The sequence below is a fragment of the Staphylococcus sp. MZ3 genome, from assembly GCF_018622755.1.
Taxonomy (GTDB): Bacteria; Bacillota; Bacilli; order Staphylococcales; family Staphylococcaceae; genus Staphylococcus; species Staphylococcus aureus.
On sequence record NZ_CP076026.1, the window covers coordinates 2,625,408 to 2,644,335 of the forward strand.

Genomic DNA, 18,928 nt, shown 5'->3' on the forward strand with positions numbered 1-18,928 from the left:
TTCTCTTAGACTACTCCCTTACACGCCCCGCTCAATATCTTTAATCATTTCGTCTACAGTTATTTTCGCACTCGTTAAGACAATAGGAACGCCTGCACCTGGATGCGTACTTGCACCTGCAAAATATAAATCTTTATAATCTCGCGATACATTTTGTGGACGATAATAATTACTTTGCGCTAAAGTTGGCATTAAACCGAATGCCGAACCAAATTTCGCATAATACGTTTGCTCAAAATCATTTGGCGTAAAGATTGTTTCTGAAACAATATGCGATTTTATATCTTCAAATACTTCAATCGTTGCTAATTTACGATAAATAATTTCCTTTATTTGTTGCGTCAAAGCTTCATCTGACCAATCGATTCCGCTACCTGTTTTAAGTTCCGGCGTCGGCATTAGCACATAAATACCAGTTTTGCCTTCTGGCGCAAGTGATTTATCAGCGACCGCTGGAACATACACATAAATAGAAGGATCATATGATAAACGCCCCTCAAATATTTCTTCAATATTGCCTCTAAAGTCATCTGAAAAAATAACATTATGAAGTCTCACTTGATCTGTCACATCAATATCTATACCGATATACATTAAAAATGCTGAACAAGAGTAATCTAATTCTGCAATTTTATGTGGTGGATACTTTTTAATAGGTGCAAAATCTGGCATTAATGATTCCGCAACACTAGGGAAATCAGCCGTACATAAAATTTTATCAAATTTTCTTATGTCACCATTCACTTTTATCGCATCGGCCCGTTTGAATTTAGGATCAATAATAATTTGCTCAATTTCAGCATTTAGTTCAATATTAACGCCTAAGTCTTTATTTAATTGCGCTAGCCCTTGAGCCATGCCATACATACCGCCTTTAATAAAATGCACACCAAACATCATTTCAATCATAGGAATAATTGAATATAGTGACGGGCCTCGTTTTGAATCAATTCCTATGTATAACGTTTGAAACGCTAAAAGCTTTTGTATCTTTTCGTTATCAATATAATGTTCAATTAGCTGATCTGCATGATTTAACGTTTTTAACTTAGCACCTTGCACAAGTGACGTCATATTATAAAAGTCACTCGGTTTGCGATACGTTCTTTCTAAGAAATAGCGACGTGCAATTTCATATTTTTTATAAACATCCGTTAAAAAGGACATAAAACCATGCGTTGAACCAGGTTCTATACTTTCTAGCATTTGCTGTAATTCAGCTAAATCTGTAGGCACCGTTATACGATCATCGCGGTCAAAATACACATCGTAAATATAACGTAATTGTCTCAATTCAATATAATCTTCATAATTTTTACCACACATTGTAAATACATCTTTATAAACATCTGGCATCATGACAATTGTGGGGCCCATATCAAATGTAAAGCCGTCTTTCTTTAATTGATTCATACGCCCGCCTACATTATTATTTTTTTCAAATATTGTCACTTCATGACCTTGAGAAGCAATACGGGCTGCCGCTGCTAATCCTGTGACACCTGCACCAATTACTGCAATCTTCATTATTCAACCACCTATATTCTATGATATTTACTATTTATTTCATGAAACAACTTTGCTTTTTTCCGCTTATCCACAAAAACACGTTCATGTAATGTATAGTTAGCCTGTCTCACTTCGTCCAGTATTTCAATATATATACGTGCTGCTAATTCTATGATTGGTTGTGCTTCAATACTAAATACTTTGATTTGATCCATAACATCTTGAAAATCTTTTTCTGCGATAGCTGCATAATATTCCCATAAGTCAATATAATGATTATTAACACCATTTTGGTACACTTCAGCAATATCAACTTCATATTGCTTTAATCGTTGCTTACTAAAATATATCCGTTCATTGTCAAAATCTTCACCGACATCTCTTAATATATTAATCAATTGCAACGATTCACCAAGTCTTCTTGCGACATCGTATGTCTGATGTGTTTCATGATCACTTAAAATCGGCGTCAATACTTCACCTACTGTACCAGCAACACCATAACAATATCCGAATAATTCAGCGTCCGTTTCAAACATTGTAAAATGTTGATCTTTATATACAGTATCAATGAGATTATAAAAAGATTGAAAGGCGATATTTTTATGTTGTGCAACATGCTGAAGCGCCATCATGATTCTACGATCACTTTGAAAGTGATGATGTTCATATGGATATTTTTCAATAGATTGTATATCTTCTTTTATTTGATTTAAAAATTGAATATCGCCATAAACATCTATACTGTCATCAATTTTACGACACACAGCATAAATTGCCCAAACCGCTTTTCTTTGATCTTCTGGTAACAAGTCAAAAGCGTAAGAAAAGCTTTTTGAATGTTTCTTCATGATTTTATGACAATATTTAAAATTCATATCCATCATTGTCATACTAGTCCTCCTATATTGAAATGCCATTACCTTGATTTATTGTTCTTTAGATATAGAATATTGACGACCTTTCCATTCAACTACACCATAACGATGCGTTTGTTTCCAAGATTGGATGAAAATTTTAGTAAAAAACATAAATAACAATGGATGACATACCATTAATAACTTAGAAAATTGGCCGACCCTTCGATGCAGATAAATAAATTGTGTAGTATAGCTCAAGTAAAGTGCCACCATTTTTCTTACAGACATTTGGCGATATTTTAAACTAAGACATAGCCCTTAAATACTCGCTATAGAACCGAACAACCACAACACAATTGCTGTCATGATCTTAGGCTTTGTGCCACCTGCCCCAGTTGACAAATGCTTTGTCCATCCTTCTTGTAATGACTGAAATCCTTCTTGATACATGCGAAATGCAACAAATGGAAACCCTTCATAAACTGTTACGGGCAATGATTGTGAAGTATATGCACTTCCTAAAGCAAATCCTTCAATAATATGACGGTTTGCACTTTTATGACCTCCAGTTGCATAATAATCTTCTTTATTTGTTAATGTCACCGGTCCAAATGCATGCTGGTTAGTCCGACCGTCGTCTAAGGTAGAAAATACATTCATACCAACGACTGTCATTAAATTAAATATCGCTGAAAACCCTTCGTAGAAACGCTTTGTTATATGATAAGGCTGTACGCTTAACAATCCTTTTTCACCTTGTAATTGATACTGATTAATCAACGTTTCAACAGCATCTTTCCTTAAGAAAGTTACATCAGCATCTACAAAGGCAATACGATTCGTACATGCATGCGTCACACCTTGATAACAAGCATGTGATTTCCCATACCATTTGCCGTCAGTATCATCAACAACATCTACTACAGTCGCACCATATGAACGTGCTACACGTGCTGTTTCATCTGTCGATCCGTCATTCATAATAATGACATCTACTGGAAATTGCTGTTGTATTATCGAATGTAGTAAATGACCTATTCTTTTTTCTTCGTTTCTAGCCGGAATAATAATTGTTAATGCTTTATGATTGAAGTTCAGCGTTTTCGCCTTTAGCTGATGTCTACGATTAAATATCAATGCACCACACGCCATAGACATGGTCACTATTACTGTTAATATTCGTGATAACCATTTCATAGATATCACTTCCTATTCATCGCTTCTCGCGCGTTTATTTTGTCTGCGACTTGTTGCCCACTTAATGTAACCATTGGCATGCCACCACCAGGATTTACTGATCCACCTACAAAGTACAAGTTTTCAAAATACTGACTTTCTTTAGGAAATTTAAATCCTTTGTTTTTCTTTTTATCTGCTACAACACCATATATTGCACCACGATTAGAACGATAATTTTTTTCAATATCCTCCGGTGTCCAAACATCTTCATAAATAATGTGTTTTCTTAAATCAGTAAGTCCCATTTTTTCTAATTTATCCAAAATTTTATCCCTAAACTTCGCATAATCTTCAGTGGTAAAAGGCTGATCTTGAATATATGGAATATGTGGTAAGACTTTGATATTTTCATAACCTACTGGCGCTTGTGTGTGATCAGTTTTATTCGTATTTACTAGATAAATGGTCGGATCATCTGGCAATACCTTTTCATGAAAAACTTGTTGATAATTGAGATAAGCATTTTCCGTAAAAAAGAAATTATGATGTGCTAATTGCGGGTATTGGCAAGCAACACCTAAATGCATCACATATCCTGAGCTTGCCGGCTCAAATTCCCTCTCTAATTTGTTTAATCGTTGAGTATCAAGGTGAATTAAATATTTATAAGTAGGTATGACTTCCATATTTGAAATAATATAATCTGCCTTTACAAACTCACCTGTATCTAATCTGACACCCGTCACACGTCTTTGATATGTTTTAATATTGTCCACACGTGCACCTGTATGAATTGTGACACCTTCTTCACGCGCTAGCTTTTCCAAGGCATTGGCTAAATGATGGATTCCACCTTCTACATACCAAAGGCCTTGCTCTTGTTGCATATGGAATAACATAGATAATACAGCTGGCGCATCGTATGATGAAGAACCTACATATTTGATAAAATAGCCTAACATTTGTCGCAAGTATGGATTCGAGATACGCTTGTCTATGGCCTGTTGCATAGTATGTACATAATCATAATTAATAAGAGCATTTAATGGCCCATGAAATTTAATAATTTGAGATAGTGTATCTAAACCATAGTTAAAATACCCTTTTTCAGTAATACGATCGATTCGTCTTGTATAATTCAAATAATTTTGCAGTTCCTCTATATCCTGTTTCGACAATATCGCATTATGCTGACCTGTTTCTTTAATACCTTCATACAAATCGATAGTCGTTCCATCTGGAAAAAAGCTACGCCATTGATGTGGCAATCGCTTGATTGTAACGTAGTCTGACATTTGCTTCTTGCTATATTCGAATAATTTTTCAAAAATATAAGGCATCGTTAAAATAGATGGACCTAAATCAAAGCCAAAGCCATCTGATTCATGACGATTCACTTTGCCTCCTATATGATTATTTTGTTCATATAATGAGACCGAATAGCCACTTTGTGCCATTCGAATTGCTGCAGAAATCCCACCTAAGCCACCACCAATAACGATGATATGTTTAGTCATGACGTTCACCTCTTCGTTTTAATATGCGTAGTAACTGCGTTAATCTCGGTCGATTATAGCGTTGCACAATAATGATTGGAACATTAGCTATCATTGCATAGAAAATATTTATATACTTTACTAAACGAGGGCCTTTATTGAATATGATGACTGGAAGTATCGATATCCAATGAATCAACTCTGCCCTCTTTGTCTCTATAATCATTTTTTCAATTTCATCAGTATTGATTGTCATTAAATGACGCTGATCATATATATTTTGATTAAGCTGATGACCATCTAAAATCTTATGTTTCCATTTTCTTACGTAAAACCATTTGTTCCAAAATTTTCCATGCTTCTCAAAGTTAAATGATTTAAATATTATGTACTTCTGACGAAAATACTTATCAGGAATTCTTGTACCTAAATTTGCTATATTTAGTTGAACAATTAACCAATACATACTACAAAAAAATGCTGTTTTAATATATTTTTTCATGGTTTTCATCTAAATTGAATCACTCTCAATCATACTGACATAGTATAAATTATCACTTTATTACTTAGTTCCCTAAAGATCAGTGAATAAACCGCTCTCATTTATATTTATATAAAACAAAAACGCCAATACTCTCATGTTAGAGAATATTGACGTCATTTGATTTACATTTGATTAATGAATGAAATTATATGAACCTGCTTGGTTTGCTGAAATTGTACGAGACGTAACCACACCAGCACCATGTCCATAGTTCATTTCTGAAACACGAACAGAACCGTTGCTGTTAACGCCTTCAACGTAAGCAACATGACCGTAATAGCCTTGTGTTGTTTGCATGATAGCACCAACTTTTGGTGTATTGTTCACTGTATAGCCAGATGATGCAGCTGCGTTAGCCCAATTACTTGCGTTACCCCATGTTGAACCAATTTTCCCACCAACACGATCAAATACATAATAAGTACATTGTCCTGAAGTATATAAGTTACTTCCTGATGCATAACCATTAGAAATTGAACGACCATTTGAAGATGGCGCTGCAGTTGTAGTCACATGAACATTATTACTTGTTGTGCTATAACTTGCACCTGAACCACCAGTATAATAGTTATTTGTTGCTGTTTGACTATTGTTTGTATAGTTATTGTATTGATATGAATGATTATAGTAGTTATTGTAAGATGCATTGTTATAACTATAAGTATTGTAGTTGTTGTAGTAGTATGTGTTGTTTTGCGTTAATTGACTTGGATTCCAATTTCCTGTCCAAGTGTAATGATAATTACCTTGTGCATCAATTGTATACGTATAGCTGTATGATTGAGCGTCATTAGAATTATATCCATTGTTATTTTGTTCTGCGGCTTGTGCATCATGTCCTGCAAATGCGATAGTGGCAAGTCCTGCTGTAGCGATTGTAGCTGTAACGATTTTTTTCATAATTAAATATCCTCCCAATAATCAAAACACTCTATACATATAGTCATTAGCGACTCAATTATTTTAAATTTTATATTTTTTATTTTTTTAGTATGCAAATAATTATAACTTTTATAGTTTTGCGACAAAACAAACTATAACAGAGATTAGGTGTCTTGCGGGCTTTGTTATCATAATGTAATCTGTTCCTAATAAAGCTTCATTGAATGTAATATACCAATTAGAATGTTTACAACACTTTTTCTGCACCGTTACCATGGGATTTGAAAATAAAAAAGCACTAAACTTTTAATGAAATACATCATTTTTGATAATAAATATCAGAAGTAATGTAATATTTCAAAAGTTTAGTGCATCAAATTATTTCTTATTTGTAGCATGTGTTTCCATCGTTTTTACAATCAAATCAGTCAGCGCTTTACTACCTGCATATTCTAAGTGAATACCGTCATATGCAAAGTATTCCGGATGACCTGCAGAAGCTTTATACCAATCGACTAGATGTACATTAGAGCGCTTTTCAGCTGCCTCATAAATTAATTTATTTATTCTACCTTCATAATCTCTAGGTACTCTAATAGAAACTAAATAAATGTCTGCTTTTCCAAAACTATCCAATAGTTCATTTAATTGATCTTTCGTAAATGCCCCATTTGTACCAAGCTCTACTACAACTTTTTGACCTTTTTTAGCATAGTCTTTATATTGCGATTTCACAATTGGTGTAGCATCAACGAGTTGCCGTCCAACTTTACCATCAATTTGTGCATTTGGTATTTTCTTAGTAAAGACATTACCAATATCCACCATGACCGAGTCACCAATTAATAGTGGTGATGACTTTTTAATATCCTCTTTGCTATTCGCTGTCTGCTTATCCTCTTGCTTATCTTTTTTAACGACTTTTTTCTTCGTTGTTTTAAATTCCGTCTTCTTCTCTTTCTTCTCGGCTTCATGTTGTTTGCCAAGTGCATCAAACTGTCCACTGAGCACAACGATAGACGGAACCAATAATAGGATAACTAACACTGTTCTAGCAAATTGCCCCTTCTTTTTAGGTAAAAATGCAAAAGCTTTAAATCCTTTTTTACGTATAGGTGTTTCAATAAAGCGATACGAAATTTCAGCCATTAACGCTGTTAACAAAATTTCTATAATATAAACGTATACCGGTATTTGTCCTTGTACGTAATAACTGTTCACAAAAACAATGATAGGATAATGCCATAAATATAAGCTATATGATCGTTTACCTATAATTAGTAAAGGTTTCATACTTAAAAATTTAGCAAATAAACTAGAAGGATGTACCGCAATTGCAATAATGAATAAAGTTGCAAATGATATAATGTAAAATCCTCCATTATAGATCCATTGATCTTGGTCGCCAACTATAAAGAACAAAGTCATTAGAACCGCAAAACCAGATATCCCTATAATATCTAATGATACGACAATCTTTTTAGAAATATCTTTTTTCAAAGCAAACGGAGGCCAAATAAATGCTAATATACAACCAAGCAATAAAGTTTGCAGTCGTGTATCTGTCCCAAAATACACACGTGAATTATCTCCAGTGATGAAATGAATCACTATCATAAGTCCTAAAGAAATCAACGATACAATAAATAGCGTTTGAATAATATTTCTCGGTTTAAATCTATGTAATAAGAACGTGATAACCAATGGGAAAAGCAAGTAAAATTGTTCTTCAATGGCTAAAGACCATAAATGTTTGAGTGGTTCAATAGCAAATTGGTTAAAATAATCTACATTCTGTGAGATGTACCACCAGTTTGAAACATAGAATATAGCTGCAATAGCATCTCGTTTCATTTGTATAATCAATTCCGGTTTAAATATCAGTGTGAACGTAAGCACGACACAAATTAAAAACAACACTGCCGGAATGAGTCGTTTCAATCGTCGCTTCCAAAACTCTAGCAAATCAATTTTTTGCGTCCGATAATACTCACTTATCAACAAACTTGTTATTAAATAACCTGAAATAACGAAGAATGTATCTACTCCTAAAAAGCCCCCACTTAACCATTGTGCATTCAAGTGATAAATAATGATTCCTATAACTGCGAATGCCCTCAATCCATCTAATCCGGGTAAGTATCGCGGGGAATACATTTTTTCTAAACGTTTAAAGTCTTTTGTATCCATGTTAATAAACGCCCCATTTATTTTTCTCTATTTTGTAGCATATCACAATATTTTTGAAAATAAAATATTGCAGTGATTTTCATTAATTGATTTAACCCTTAATTAAGATAGTTTTAAATTTTTTATTAAGTAGAAAACAATTATTACAGTTAATTTCATTACTGCAAACCACATATAAATTTGTCGATTTTACTACATAACATAGATTATCATAGATTCTTGAATTTTTAGCAAAATAACTGTTATTTTCATTATATTTTTACAAAAAAAGGTTCGTTTTATATTTTATGCATCTTACTGTAACAGAATCATTAAGATATGCTATTCGAATTTACTTTTTAAAAAGTTGAATAAACTGATAAATTAACGCGTATTGTTATTAAAATATATACACGGTGATATCTTTCCAACTCACTTCCAAATTTAACCATACGAAATGACTAATACTCACACCATATTGAAGTATTTGTGTAAAAAGAATCATGGTGTATTGCTTATTTCGCCTTATTCTAATTTAATAGTGACATTAATTCTTCTATCATGGCATTAAAATCGTCAGGAATAATAAAATAACATCCTAACCTCTAGAATCAGACGTTAATTTCTAATAAAAAAACTCTCCCCAATTTCTATGGGAAGAGCTATATATTTAATGTCTAAACATTACTTTTATTTATTATGAAGGAATTAGAATCCCCAAGCACCTAAACCTTGTGCTTTGTATGCTTTAACAGCTGCGTTGATTTGTTGGTCAACAGTGTTTGTTGGACCCCAACCTGGCATAGTTTGGAATAAACCTGAAGCACCTGATGGGTTGTAAGCATTTACTTGACCATTTGATTCACGAGCGATGATTGCAGCCCATGTAGAAGCTGAAACACCCGTACGTTGAGCCATGATTTGAGCTGCTGATGAACCAGTAGCACCTGCAGTATTACCATTGCTTAATCTCACTGAACTTGAAGTAGTTGAAGTGCTGTAGTTATGGTAAGTTGGAGCTGAAACAGCTTCAACGTTTGAGTTACTTGATTGTGCATTGTAGCTTACTGATTGTACATTTGAACCTTGGTTGTATGAAGTAGTGTAGTCTGCACCTGCAACGTTTGAGAAACCAGCAGTTTGACCATTAGCTGCTTCATAGCTCCATGACCATGTAGTACCATTTGAAGTGAAGTTATATTGGAAACCATCTTTTACAAAGTGGATGTCATATGCACCATCTTTGATTGGAGCTGCATTTAATTGATCTTGGTGATTGTGTGCTAAGTCAACTAAGTGTGCTTGATCAACGTTTACTTCAGCAGCGTGTGCTTGATGTCCTGTACCTGCTGCGTAACCTGTTACACCTAATGCCACTGCTAATGATGATGCCATAATTGTCTTTTTCATAGTAAAAAATCCTCCAGTAATAATTGTAAGTTTATGTTTTTAGTAATTATATTTTGAATTTGAATGTCGTAGTGCAAGTTTAAATTGTCTTTTATTTCTTTCAACGGTACTCACTATATCACAAAAAACCAGCCAGTAAATTACACTTTCTTTACAAAACATTACAATATCAAGTTTAATTTGTAATGTTGAAATATGGCTGTTTTATACTGTAATGTGAAATATGTGCCTTTTAGAATCCAATAAACCCTTGAAATAGTCTTTAACACATAAGATTTTTACTATGTTTAGCTCAACTATTACAACTTTCGTAATATTACAGATTGTATTTTTGTTACATAGCTGTAATATATCTGACATGTTACTTCTCTTATTTTCGTACATTAAACGCAATTAAAAAGCAATCAACACATATGTTTTCACACATGTATTGATTGCTATTATTGTTGTATATCCAAAGTTTTAAAACACATATCTTTTGTGAATTGACTTATCTTTTATAAGCACAAATAACTACAACTCAATTATATTGCTAAACTTTATTCTCGCAATTCACAATAACATTAAATAATTTTTGGTCTCATATTTTCAAAAAACATACTGTTATTATCCCATGAATTTAAAAATATCATTAGTATATAAACGAAACACTTTACGATAAATGATATCTGCAAGCCAAGCTATTACAAATGGTACAACAAAGAACGCTACTACAATTAGTAAGACACTCAACCAAGCAGAATCAACCTCCATAAATTTAAATGCATTAATCGGTCCTACCATTCCTATAAAACCAAATCCAGCTGATTCTTTCGTTCCATGAATACCTACTAATGCTGATACCAAACCTGATACAATGGCTGTCGTTAATATTGGTAACATAAGAATTGGATATTTCACCATATTAGGTATCATCATTTTAACGCCTCCAAAGAAGACGGATAACGGCACCCCTAAACGATTCACTTTACTTGTACCAATTATCAATACTGCTTCAGTCGCGGAGATACCAATTGAAGCTGATCCAGCTGCTAAACCTGTAATACCTATCGCAAAGGCAATGGCCACAGTTGATAGTGGCGAAATAATAATAAGACTAAATACCATTGAAATCAAAATACTCATAACAATCGGTTGTAATTCTGTAAAACCATTAACCATATTACCGATGGCTGTTGTAATCATTTTCGTATACGGCAATATTAAAACACCAATTGCACCTGAAATACCGCCAACAACTGTTGGGAATACAATCAATGCCATACTACCTACGCGATGTTGAATAAGTAAAATGAACAACACTGCAATCGCTGCTGTAATCATTGTATTAATTAAATCACCAATACCCGTAATCATCCAAGCACCATTTTTAAACTGCGCTGCACCACTTCCTACATATGCTGCACTTGCCACAACAGCAATTGCTAATGGCGATAGGTCAAATTTCATTGCAACCAATGCACCAATCAAAGCAGGTACTGTAAATTGAATTGCAACGACAACGCCTAATAACGTTTTAAAAATCGGATGATAATCCATAAAGTATTTAAAAATTTCTCCAAGTATCGCATTAGGAACTAAACCCGCAACAATACCTATGGCGACACCTGATAAAACTCTAAATATAAAATCTTTGGGTGTAATTGTTTTAATTGATGTCATAATATCATCCTTCCATTTATGTATATACATCTGTATGCAAATAATAAAGAGCCTTAAGTTATAAGCTGCCACTAGCTTAAATTCTAAGATGTGCATGCCGATGTTGTTATATTTAGGCTAGCAGTATCATCTATAACTCAAGACTATGAAAAATAGTATATCACAAAATTCTGAATTTTTAGATAAAGAAATTGGCAATTTTTCAAACATATTGTTACAATACACTTTTATTTTATCTTCATTTTTAAAATCCATTAATACAATAGAAGAAAGACATTCAAATGCTTACCAAAAAGGTACATTATTTGTTAGGAGCGTATCAGCACTTACATATCATCAACACAATTGACAATATAATAGAAGATACTGATAATAAGTGTTAAAACAACAGATGTTAGGTAGTGAACAAATGATGGAAAGTAAATCCATAGATCCAAGAATCGTTAGAACCAAACAATTGCTTGTCGATGCTTTTCTTAAAATTTCTAGAGAAAAGAAATTATCTCAAATTACAGTTAAAGATATCACTGATATTGCTACGCTAAATCGTGCAACATTTTACGCTCATTTCACTGATAAAGAAGACCTCCTAGACTACACATTATCTGTAACCATTTTAAAAGACTTGAATGATAACTTGAGCATTTCTAATGTCATTAATGAAAAGGTGCTGCGTAATATTTTCATTTCAATTGCGAGTTATATCAAAGATGCTGCAAAGTCTTGCGAATTAAATAGTGAAGCATTTTGCAACAAAGCACATCAACGTATTAATAATGAATTAGAAGATATTTTTGCGATTATGTTAGAAAACAGCTATCCGGAGCATCAACGAGATATCATTGTAAATAGTGCGAGTTTTTTAGCAGCTGGTATCTCAGGCTTAGCATTACATTGGTTTAACACGAGTCAAGAGACAGCCGATGTGTTTATCGATCGCAACCTTCCTTTTTTAATTCATCATATAGCACATTTTTAATAAAACTTGGTATTTAGTCATGCATCTTGAAATCACTATGTGACTTAGGTTCATACTTGTACACACAATAAAATTTAACGTATTACGATTGATTAGCCGTGTCTAGGACATAAATCAACGTCCTATACTCTACAATGTCATATTAGCAGTCGTTAACTGAATGAAAATAAGCTTGTCATTAAAACATAAAGATTTTAGTGACAAGCATTTTGTTTTTGCGTACTTAAACAACACTTCAGGCAATATGTTGTTTAGGCAACAAATGATATGTGCGTGTTTATTGGCAAACGTACGACATAGTAGTATAGTATGTCTAAACAACATATGTTGCATAGTTGATATGCGTTGTTTAAATACTAAGATAGGAGGGATTGACGTGAGCGAGACAGATGAACCTCAGGGGTTTGAACGCACGCATAATATATTAAATATTAATCAGAGTAGTCTGGGTGTAGTGACATACATTACAAATAAATTAAAGTCGACGTTGAAGCAACACATAATAATTGCTCGTGGTAAAAAGCGAATCGACTATCGACTGTCGTATAACTTTTACACTACGTATTATGATAATGTAGAAATCAAGAAAATCGACTGTGAATATACCTATGCTATGCCCATTGCAATTTTAATAAGACACACGATGTCATTCGACAATGCTCATTTCTTTGCTCAGTTACGTCATCCTGTCTTATAAAACAACATTGCAGACATGTATATCAAACGACACTTCAATAACATCACTTTGCCATCGTACTACTATTAAAATCGTGTCTCAAACCCCTTATTTTAATTCCAAAAATCTGCTGGTCAAAAGACCGAGAAACTAAAAACATTACTGGATGTGTTGATAAATTATCTTATAGAAATAAACTCAAAATATATCAACACTTGATTCTAAGGAGGATATGACAATATGAAAATTTTAGATAGAATTAATGAACTTGCAAATAAAGAAAAAGTCCAACCACTTACTGTAGCTGAAAAACAAGAACAACATGCATTGCGTCAAGACTACTTAAGCATGATCCGAGGACAAGTATTAACAACATTTTCCACAATAAAAGTGGTTGATCCAATCGGTCAGGATGTCACACCAGACAAAGTTTATGATCTTCGCCAACAATACGGTTATATTCAAAATTAATATTTGCTCACGAGGTATTGCACTTAAGGTGCCAACTGACCTCATAAACAAAGCCCATACTGATTGAAGACACTAATGTGTCGCACCATGTCTCTTACGACATGTGCACATTAAACTTCATCTTTGTATGGGCTTTTTATTTATTCTTTTGAGAATTTCATTTTAGCAGACTAAAAAATTAAAATGGTGTCCATCAAGATCTTTGAACATTGCACCATAAAACCCTTGGCTTACTGTTGGTTCTTGAACGACTGCGCCACCCGCTTCTTTCACTTTATTCACCAACTGGTCAACTTCTTCATTTGTGTTCACACCTAGAGAAATCATCACTTCATTTGGTTCAGTATTAAGGCTTTGCTGACTTACATTTTGAAAATGCTTGTTTTCTATTAAAATTACGGTTGTTTGACCTATTTGAATACCGACCATTTTATCTAACATTTGTGGGTTTCTATTTATTTTAAATCCTAACGCTTTATAAAACTGTGCGCTCTTTTCTAAATCTTGCACATGCAAATTAAACCACATTGATTGAATCATGATTGCACCCCATTCATTACTTATTATAGTTTTGGACTTTAAGCCAATCACTTAATGATAATCTTGTTGGATTTATTTCAGCCATTAATTCAAAGTCTACTTCATAACCTTTTTCTTCCAACCATTGCTTTTCTGCAACACCACTAACAAATTCTCCTTCTATAACAGTAGATTTACCTGTCACTTCACTAAAAATTGTTGCTGCTTCACTTAATGTAACTTCATCGGAACCAATCTCTATTGATTGATGCGTAAAGCTTTGTGGATGTGCAAAAATATACGATGCAATTTTAGCTATATCAATAGAAGAAATCATTGTGAATTTTATATTCGGATTAATAAATTCTGGTAATGTAATACGTTCATCTTCGACTTTAGCAATGCGTAAAAAATTATCCATAAAGAATGATGGTTTGATAACTGTTGCATTTATATTAGATTCCATTAATCTATTTTCTATTTTTGCTAGTACTTCAAAGTGTGGGCCAGTTCGATTTCGATTAACCCCTCCCGCAGTACTATACACAATATGTTGAATATTTTCTTGCTCAGCTATTTCAATTATCTTCATACCTTGTCTTAATTCTTCGCTAACATCATCTTTAACGATTGGCTGAATACTGTATAAGCCATACTTCCCTTTCATCGCTGATTGCAAACTAACATTATCACTCAGATCACCTTCAACGATTGATAAATGCGGATGTCCTATGTCTGAAAGTTTACGATTATTCTTATTTCTAGTTAATGCACTTACATACCATCCATCCTCTAACAACTGTTTTACAACTGCATTACCTTGCTTCCCTGTTGCGCCTATTACTAAAATATCTTTCATTTTAGATCCACTCCTCTTTTTATCTTAAAAACCAATAGTCCTCTTTTTCACCTTTTAAATACGTATATGGTTCTGGTGTTTGTCCATTTCCTTTAATATTGTCGTTTATTACATCTCTGACATCCCATACTAAATGAATAAATCGTTGTAATTGATGACTAAAAATGCCTAGTGGCGCTGTCATAGCTAATACTTTTTCCACATCTTCTGTAGTGACATTCAGCTTTTCTGCAATCATTTGAACCGATAAAGTTGATGCTTCGAAATGTGCTTGCAACTCTTCGCACGTAATGCGTCTTTGCTCTTTATTTAAAGACATTATCAACACTCTTTTCTTTTATGATATTTAATAGTTATTGCAAATTCATTGCTAACTTTCTTAACACGTTTTATAATAAACGGAGAGTTATCCGTTTGTCAATTTTAGAGAATTTTAAGTAGGTGTAATCATGCGAAAAGATGCAAAAGAGAATAGGCAACGAATTGAAGAAATAGCGCACAAACTTTTTGATGAAGAAGGCGTTGAAAACATTAGTATGAATCGTATTGCTAAAGAACTAGGTATCGGTATGGGGACATTGTATCGACATTTCAAAGATAAAAGCGATTTATGCTACTACGTCATACAAAGAGACCTTGATATTTTTATCACTCATTTTAAGCAAATTAAAGATGACTATCATTCTAATTATGAGGTTATGCAAGTGTCGTTAGATTATCTTTTACAATTTAAAATCGATAATAAGGCACTACTGCAATGTATTGAAGCAGGCAACAATAAATTACGTTTTTACCAAAGCGCATTTTATCAAGAATTATTTGATTTTTATTATGACTTATTTAAAAGCGATGACGACACTTACACGAAGTTCAAAACAGATATGCTGTTGCAATCATTATCAACTAGTGTATTTGCCTTCCAAATAGAGCATCGCCATATTTCAATTGAAGCGTACAGAAATTATTTATTAAACATTTATTTAGATGAGGTGGAACGTAATGACTAAAATTGTGTTAATCACAGGAGGCAATAAAGGGTTAGGCTATGCAAGTGCAGAGGCACTTAAAGCATTGGGTTACAAAGTTTATATAGGTTCTCGGAATGATGTAAGAGGACAACAAGCATCACAAAAATTAGGTGTTCATTATGTACAGTTAGATGTTACAAGTGACTACTCAGTCAAAAATGCTTATAACATGATTGCTGAAAAAGAAGGCCGTCTTGATATCCTCATTAACAATGCAGGTATATCTGGTCAATTTTCAGCACCTTCCAAATTGACACCTCGTGACGTTGAAGAAGTATATCAAACGAATGTATTCGGTATCGTACGAATGATGAATACATTCGTCCCTCTCTTAGAAAAATCTGAACAACCTGTTGTCGTCAACGTATCAAGTGGTTTAGGTTCATTTGGAATGGTTACAAACCCCGAAACAGCTGAATCTAAAGTGAATTCATTAGCTTATTGTTCGTCTAAATCGGCAGTAACAATGCTAACGCTACAATACGCTAAAGGATTACCTAACATGCAAATCAATGCTGCTGATCCAGGCGCTACAAATACTGATTTAGTTGGTGATTTTAGTAATAATTCCAAACACGTTTCTGAAGGAATCAAGCCAATCATTCAATTAGCAACGATTGGTGCAGATGGCCCAACAGGTACATTTATTAATGGCGATGGAGAGATGCCTTGGTAGATCAATTTTATGTTACAAACATTGAAATTAGAGGTATATAAAAAATGCTTCTGCAATAGATGCAATAAACATGCAATACAATATGGAGGCGAAGTAAATGAAAAGTATTACGTTTGAAGAACATTATGTCATTGAAGATATTCAAAAAGAAACGATGAATGCGATATCAGCAGATCCTAAAGGTGTACCGATGAAAGTAATGTTAGAAGGCCTTGAAAAAAAGACAGGTTTTACAAATGCCGACGAATTATCACATCATGATGAACGTATCCAATTTATGAATAATCAAGACGTTCAAATTCAAGTCTTATCTTATGGAAATGGTTCTCCTTCAAATTTGGTTGGTCAGAAAGCCATTGAATTATGTCAAAAAGCAAATGATCAATTGGCAAACTATATTGCACAATATCCCAATCGCTTTGTAGGCTTTGCAACTTTACCTATCAATGAGCCTGAAGCCGCAGCGCGAGAATTCGAACGTTGCATCAATGATTTAGGATTCAAAGGTGCGCTCATTATGGGACGTGCACAAGATGGTTTTCTTGATCAAGACAAATATGACATTATTTTCAAAACAGCTGAAAATTTAGACGTACCGATTTATCTACATCCCGCGCCAGTTAACAGTGACATTTATCAATCATACTATAAAGGAAATTATCCTGAAGTAACTGCGGCAACATTTGCTTGTTTTGGTTATGGTTGGCACATTGATGTCGGAATTCATGCAATACATCTAGTATTATCTGGCATTTTTGATCGTTATCCAAAGTTAAATATGATTATTGGACATTGGGGTGAGTTTATCCCATTCTTCTTAGAACGTATGGATGAAGCTTTATTCGCTGAACATTTGAACCACCCTGTAAGCTATTACTTTAAAAATAATTTTTATATCACACCGAGTGGCATGTTAACGAAGCCACAGTTTGATTTAGTCAAGAAAGAAGTAGGTATTGATAGAATTCTTTATGCTGCTGATTATCCATATATTGAGCCTGAAAAATTAGGTGTATTTTTAGATGAACTGGGTTTAACAGATGAAGAAAAAGAGAAAATAAGTTATACAAATGGTGCTAAATTATTAGGTTTATCACCTAACAATTAACAAATGGAGGTCATTGAATATGGAAACTTTAGAATTACAAGGCGCTAAATTACGATACCACCAAGTCGGACAAGGACCCGTGCTCATCTTTATTCCTGGTGCAAACGGTACCGGAGACATTTTTCTGCCTCTTGCAGAACAGTTAAAAGACCATTTTACTGTTGTAGCCGTTGATCGTCGTGATTATGGAGAAAGCGAGTTAACTGAACCACTCCCTGATTCCGCTTCAAACCCTGACAGTGATTATCGTGTCAAACGCGACGCACAGGACATTGCCGAACTTGCAAAGTCATTAAGTGATAAACCTGTCTATATATTAGGTTCAAGTTCAGGTTCAATCGTTGCGATGCATGTGTTAAAAGATTACCCTGAAGTCGTTAAAAAGATTGCATTTCATGAACCACCAATTAATACATTTTTACCAGACAGTACTTATTGGAAAGATAAAAATGATGACATTGTGCATCAAATTTTAACAGAAGGCTTAGAAAAAGGCATGAAAACATTTGGTGAAACATTAAATATCGCACCAATTGATGCAAAAATGATGTCTCAACCTGCTGATACTGAAGAAGGACGTATAGAACAGTACAAACGTACGATGTTCTGGTCAAAATTTGAAATTAGACAATATACGCATTCAGATATTACTTTGGATGATTTCACAAAATACAGCGATAAAATCACCCTACTAAATGGGACAGATTCTAGAGGCTCCTTCCCACAAGATGTTAACTTTTATATAAATAAAGAAACTGGCATACCTATTGTAGATATTCCAGGTGGTCACTTAGGTTATATTCAAAAACCTGAAGGCTTTGCTGACGTATTATTAAATATGTGGGGTTAATTGATCGTTCTCTAATAAAACAGCTTGGACAGTTTTCAAATTATATTTGAT

Annotated in this window: 19 protein-coding genes and 1 pseudogene; 7 read left to right on the top strand and 13 right to left on the bottom strand. The window is 33.7% G+C overall.

Translation table 11 applies throughout. The annotated features are described in order from the left end of the window. Positions 1-18: 18 nt before the first annotated feature. From KI230_RS12925 to KI230_RS12970, 10 genes and pseudogenes are all read right to left on the bottom strand, one after another. The gene (locus KI230_RS12925; protein ID WP_045178181.1) at positions 19-1,527 is read right to left on the bottom strand and encodes a phytoene desaturase family protein; all 1,509 of its coding nucleotides are present in this window, start codon (positions 1,525-1,527) and stop codon (positions 19-21) included. Positions 1,528-1,538: 11 nt separating this feature from the next. Next, a complete protein-coding gene (gene crtM, locus KI230_RS12930) occupies positions 1,539-2,402 on the bottom strand; it encodes a 4,4'-diapophytoene synthase CrtM (protein WP_000178307.1) in 864 nt (287 codons plus the stop codon). A gap of 36 nt (positions 2,403-2,438) precedes the next feature. After that, positions 2,439-3,566, bottom strand: a pseudogene (crtQ, locus tag KI230_RS12935) (4,4'-diaponeurosporenoate glycosyltransferase). Positions 3,567-3,571: 5 nt separating this feature from the next. Further along, positions 3,572-5,065, bottom strand: coding sequence for a phytoene desaturase family protein (locus tag KI230_RS12940; protein ID WP_045178182.1), 1,494 nt, complete (start codon positions 5,063-5,065; stop codon positions 3,572-3,574). After that, complete coding sequence (gene crtO, locus KI230_RS12945; protein WP_001795496.1) at positions 5,058-5,546, bottom strand: glycosyl-4,4'-diaponeurosporenoate acyltransferase; 489 nt, start codon at positions 5,544-5,546, stop codon at positions 5,058-5,060. The genes KI230_RS12940 and crtO overlap by 8 nt, the downstream gene beginning before the upstream one ends. A 174-nt stretch (positions 5,547-5,720) precedes the next feature. Beyond that, a complete protein-coding gene (locus tag KI230_RS12950; RefSeq protein ID WP_000725225.1) occupies positions 5,721-6,488 on the bottom strand; it encodes a CHAP domain-containing protein in 768 nt (255 codons plus the stop codon). Between the two features lie 360 nt (positions 6,489-6,848). After that, positions 6,849-8,660 (bottom strand): acyltransferase family protein, encoded by a 1,812-nt coding sequence (locus KI230_RS12955; protein WP_000379821.1) that lies wholly within the window; start codon positions 8,658-8,660, stop codon positions 6,849-6,851. A gap of 687 nt (positions 8,661-9,347) precedes the next feature. Then, the gene (gene isaA / locus KI230_RS12960) at positions 9,348-10,049 is read right to left on the bottom strand and encodes a lytic transglycosylase IsaA (RefSeq protein WP_000751267.1); all 702 of its coding nucleotides are present in this window, start codon (positions 10,047-10,049) and stop codon (positions 9,348-9,350) included. 606 nt (positions 10,050-10,655) lie between these two features. Further along, positions 10,656-11,711 (bottom strand): PTS sugar transporter subunit IIC, encoded by a 1,056-nt coding sequence (locus KI230_RS12965; protein ID WP_045178186.1) that lies wholly within the window; start codon positions 11,709-11,711, stop codon positions 10,656-10,658. A 126-nt stretch (positions 11,712-11,837) separates the two neighbouring features. Continuing rightward, positions 11,838-11,936: a hypothetical protein gene (locus tag KI230_RS12970; RefSeq protein ID WP_223181132.1), complete on the bottom strand. Its 99-nt coding sequence runs from the start codon at positions 11,934-11,936 to the stop codon at positions 11,838-11,840. A 184-nt stretch (positions 11,937-12,120) separates the two neighbouring features. Between KI230_RS12970 and KI230_RS12975 the strand changes: the two genes are divergently transcribed. The 3 genes from KI230_RS12975 (at position 12,121) to KI230_RS12985 (ending at position 13,837) form a co-directional block, all read left to right on the top strand. Continuing rightward, the gene (locus KI230_RS12975) at positions 12,121-12,690 is read left to right on the top strand and encodes a TetR/AcrR family transcriptional regulator (protein ID WP_001789900.1); all 570 of its coding nucleotides are present in this window, start codon (positions 12,121-12,123) and stop codon (positions 12,688-12,690) included. Positions 12,691-12,850: 160 nt separating this feature from the next. Then, positions 12,851-13,387, top strand: coding sequence for a hypothetical protein (locus KI230_RS12980; protein WP_001808306.1), 537 nt, complete (start codon positions 12,851-12,853; stop codon positions 13,385-13,387). Positions 13,388-13,606: 219 nt separating this feature from the next. After that, on the top strand, positions 13,607-13,837 hold the full coding sequence (locus KI230_RS12985) for a DUF896 domain-containing protein (RefSeq protein ID WP_000697134.1): 231 nt from the start codon (positions 13,607-13,609) through the stop codon (positions 13,835-13,837). 162 nt (positions 13,838-13,999) lie between these two features. Here KI230_RS12985 and KI230_RS12990 read toward each other — a convergent pair whose 3' ends face one another. The 3 genes from KI230_RS12990 to KI230_RS13000 are packed head-to-tail and all read right to left on the bottom strand — an operon-like array spanning position 14,000 to position 15,534. Further along, the gene (locus KI230_RS12990) at positions 14,000-14,377 is read right to left on the bottom strand and encodes a VOC family protein (protein ID WP_000616225.1); all 378 of its coding nucleotides are present in this window, start codon (positions 14,375-14,377) and stop codon (positions 14,000-14,002) included. A 16-nt stretch (positions 14,378-14,393) separates the two neighbouring features. Beyond that, positions 14,394-15,215, bottom strand: a complete 822-nt coding sequence (locus KI230_RS12995) for an NmrA/HSCARG family protein (protein WP_000651837.1) — start codon at positions 15,213-15,215, stop codon at positions 14,394-14,396. A gap of 19 nt (positions 15,216-15,234) precedes the next feature. Further along, entirely contained in the window at positions 15,235-15,534 is a 300-nt protein-coding gene (locus KI230_RS13000; protein ID WP_000055859.1) for a DUF2316 family protein, read from the bottom strand. Between the two features lie 130 nt (positions 15,535-15,664). Here KI230_RS13000 and KI230_RS13005 point away from each other — a divergent pair, with 130 nt between their 5' ends. The 4 genes from KI230_RS13005 to KI230_RS13020 all read left to right on the top strand — a co-directional run bounded on the left by KI230_RS13005 (position 15,665) and on the right by KI230_RS13020 (position 18,877). After that, positions 15,665-16,222, top strand: coding sequence for a TetR/AcrR family transcriptional regulator (locus tag KI230_RS13005; RefSeq protein ID WP_001224187.1), 558 nt, complete (start codon positions 15,665-15,667; stop codon positions 16,220-16,222). Continuing rightward, positions 16,215-16,919: an SDR family NAD(P)-dependent oxidoreductase gene (locus KI230_RS13010; RefSeq protein ID WP_000161829.1), complete on the top strand. Its 705-nt coding sequence runs from the start codon at positions 16,215-16,217 to the stop codon at positions 16,917-16,919. The genes KI230_RS13005 and KI230_RS13010 overlap by 8 nt, the downstream gene beginning before the upstream one ends. Before the next feature lie 97 nt (positions 16,920-17,016). Further along, on the top strand, positions 17,017-18,027 hold the full coding sequence (locus KI230_RS13015; protein ID WP_000836419.1) for an amidohydrolase family protein: 1,011 nt from the start codon (positions 17,017-17,019) through the stop codon (positions 18,025-18,027). Positions 18,028-18,046: 19 nt separating this feature from the next. Then, on the top strand, positions 18,047-18,877 hold the full coding sequence (locus KI230_RS13020) for an alpha/beta hydrolase (protein ID WP_000448913.1): 831 nt from the start codon (positions 18,047-18,049) through the stop codon (positions 18,875-18,877). Positions 18,878-18,928 lie beyond the last annotated feature (51 nt).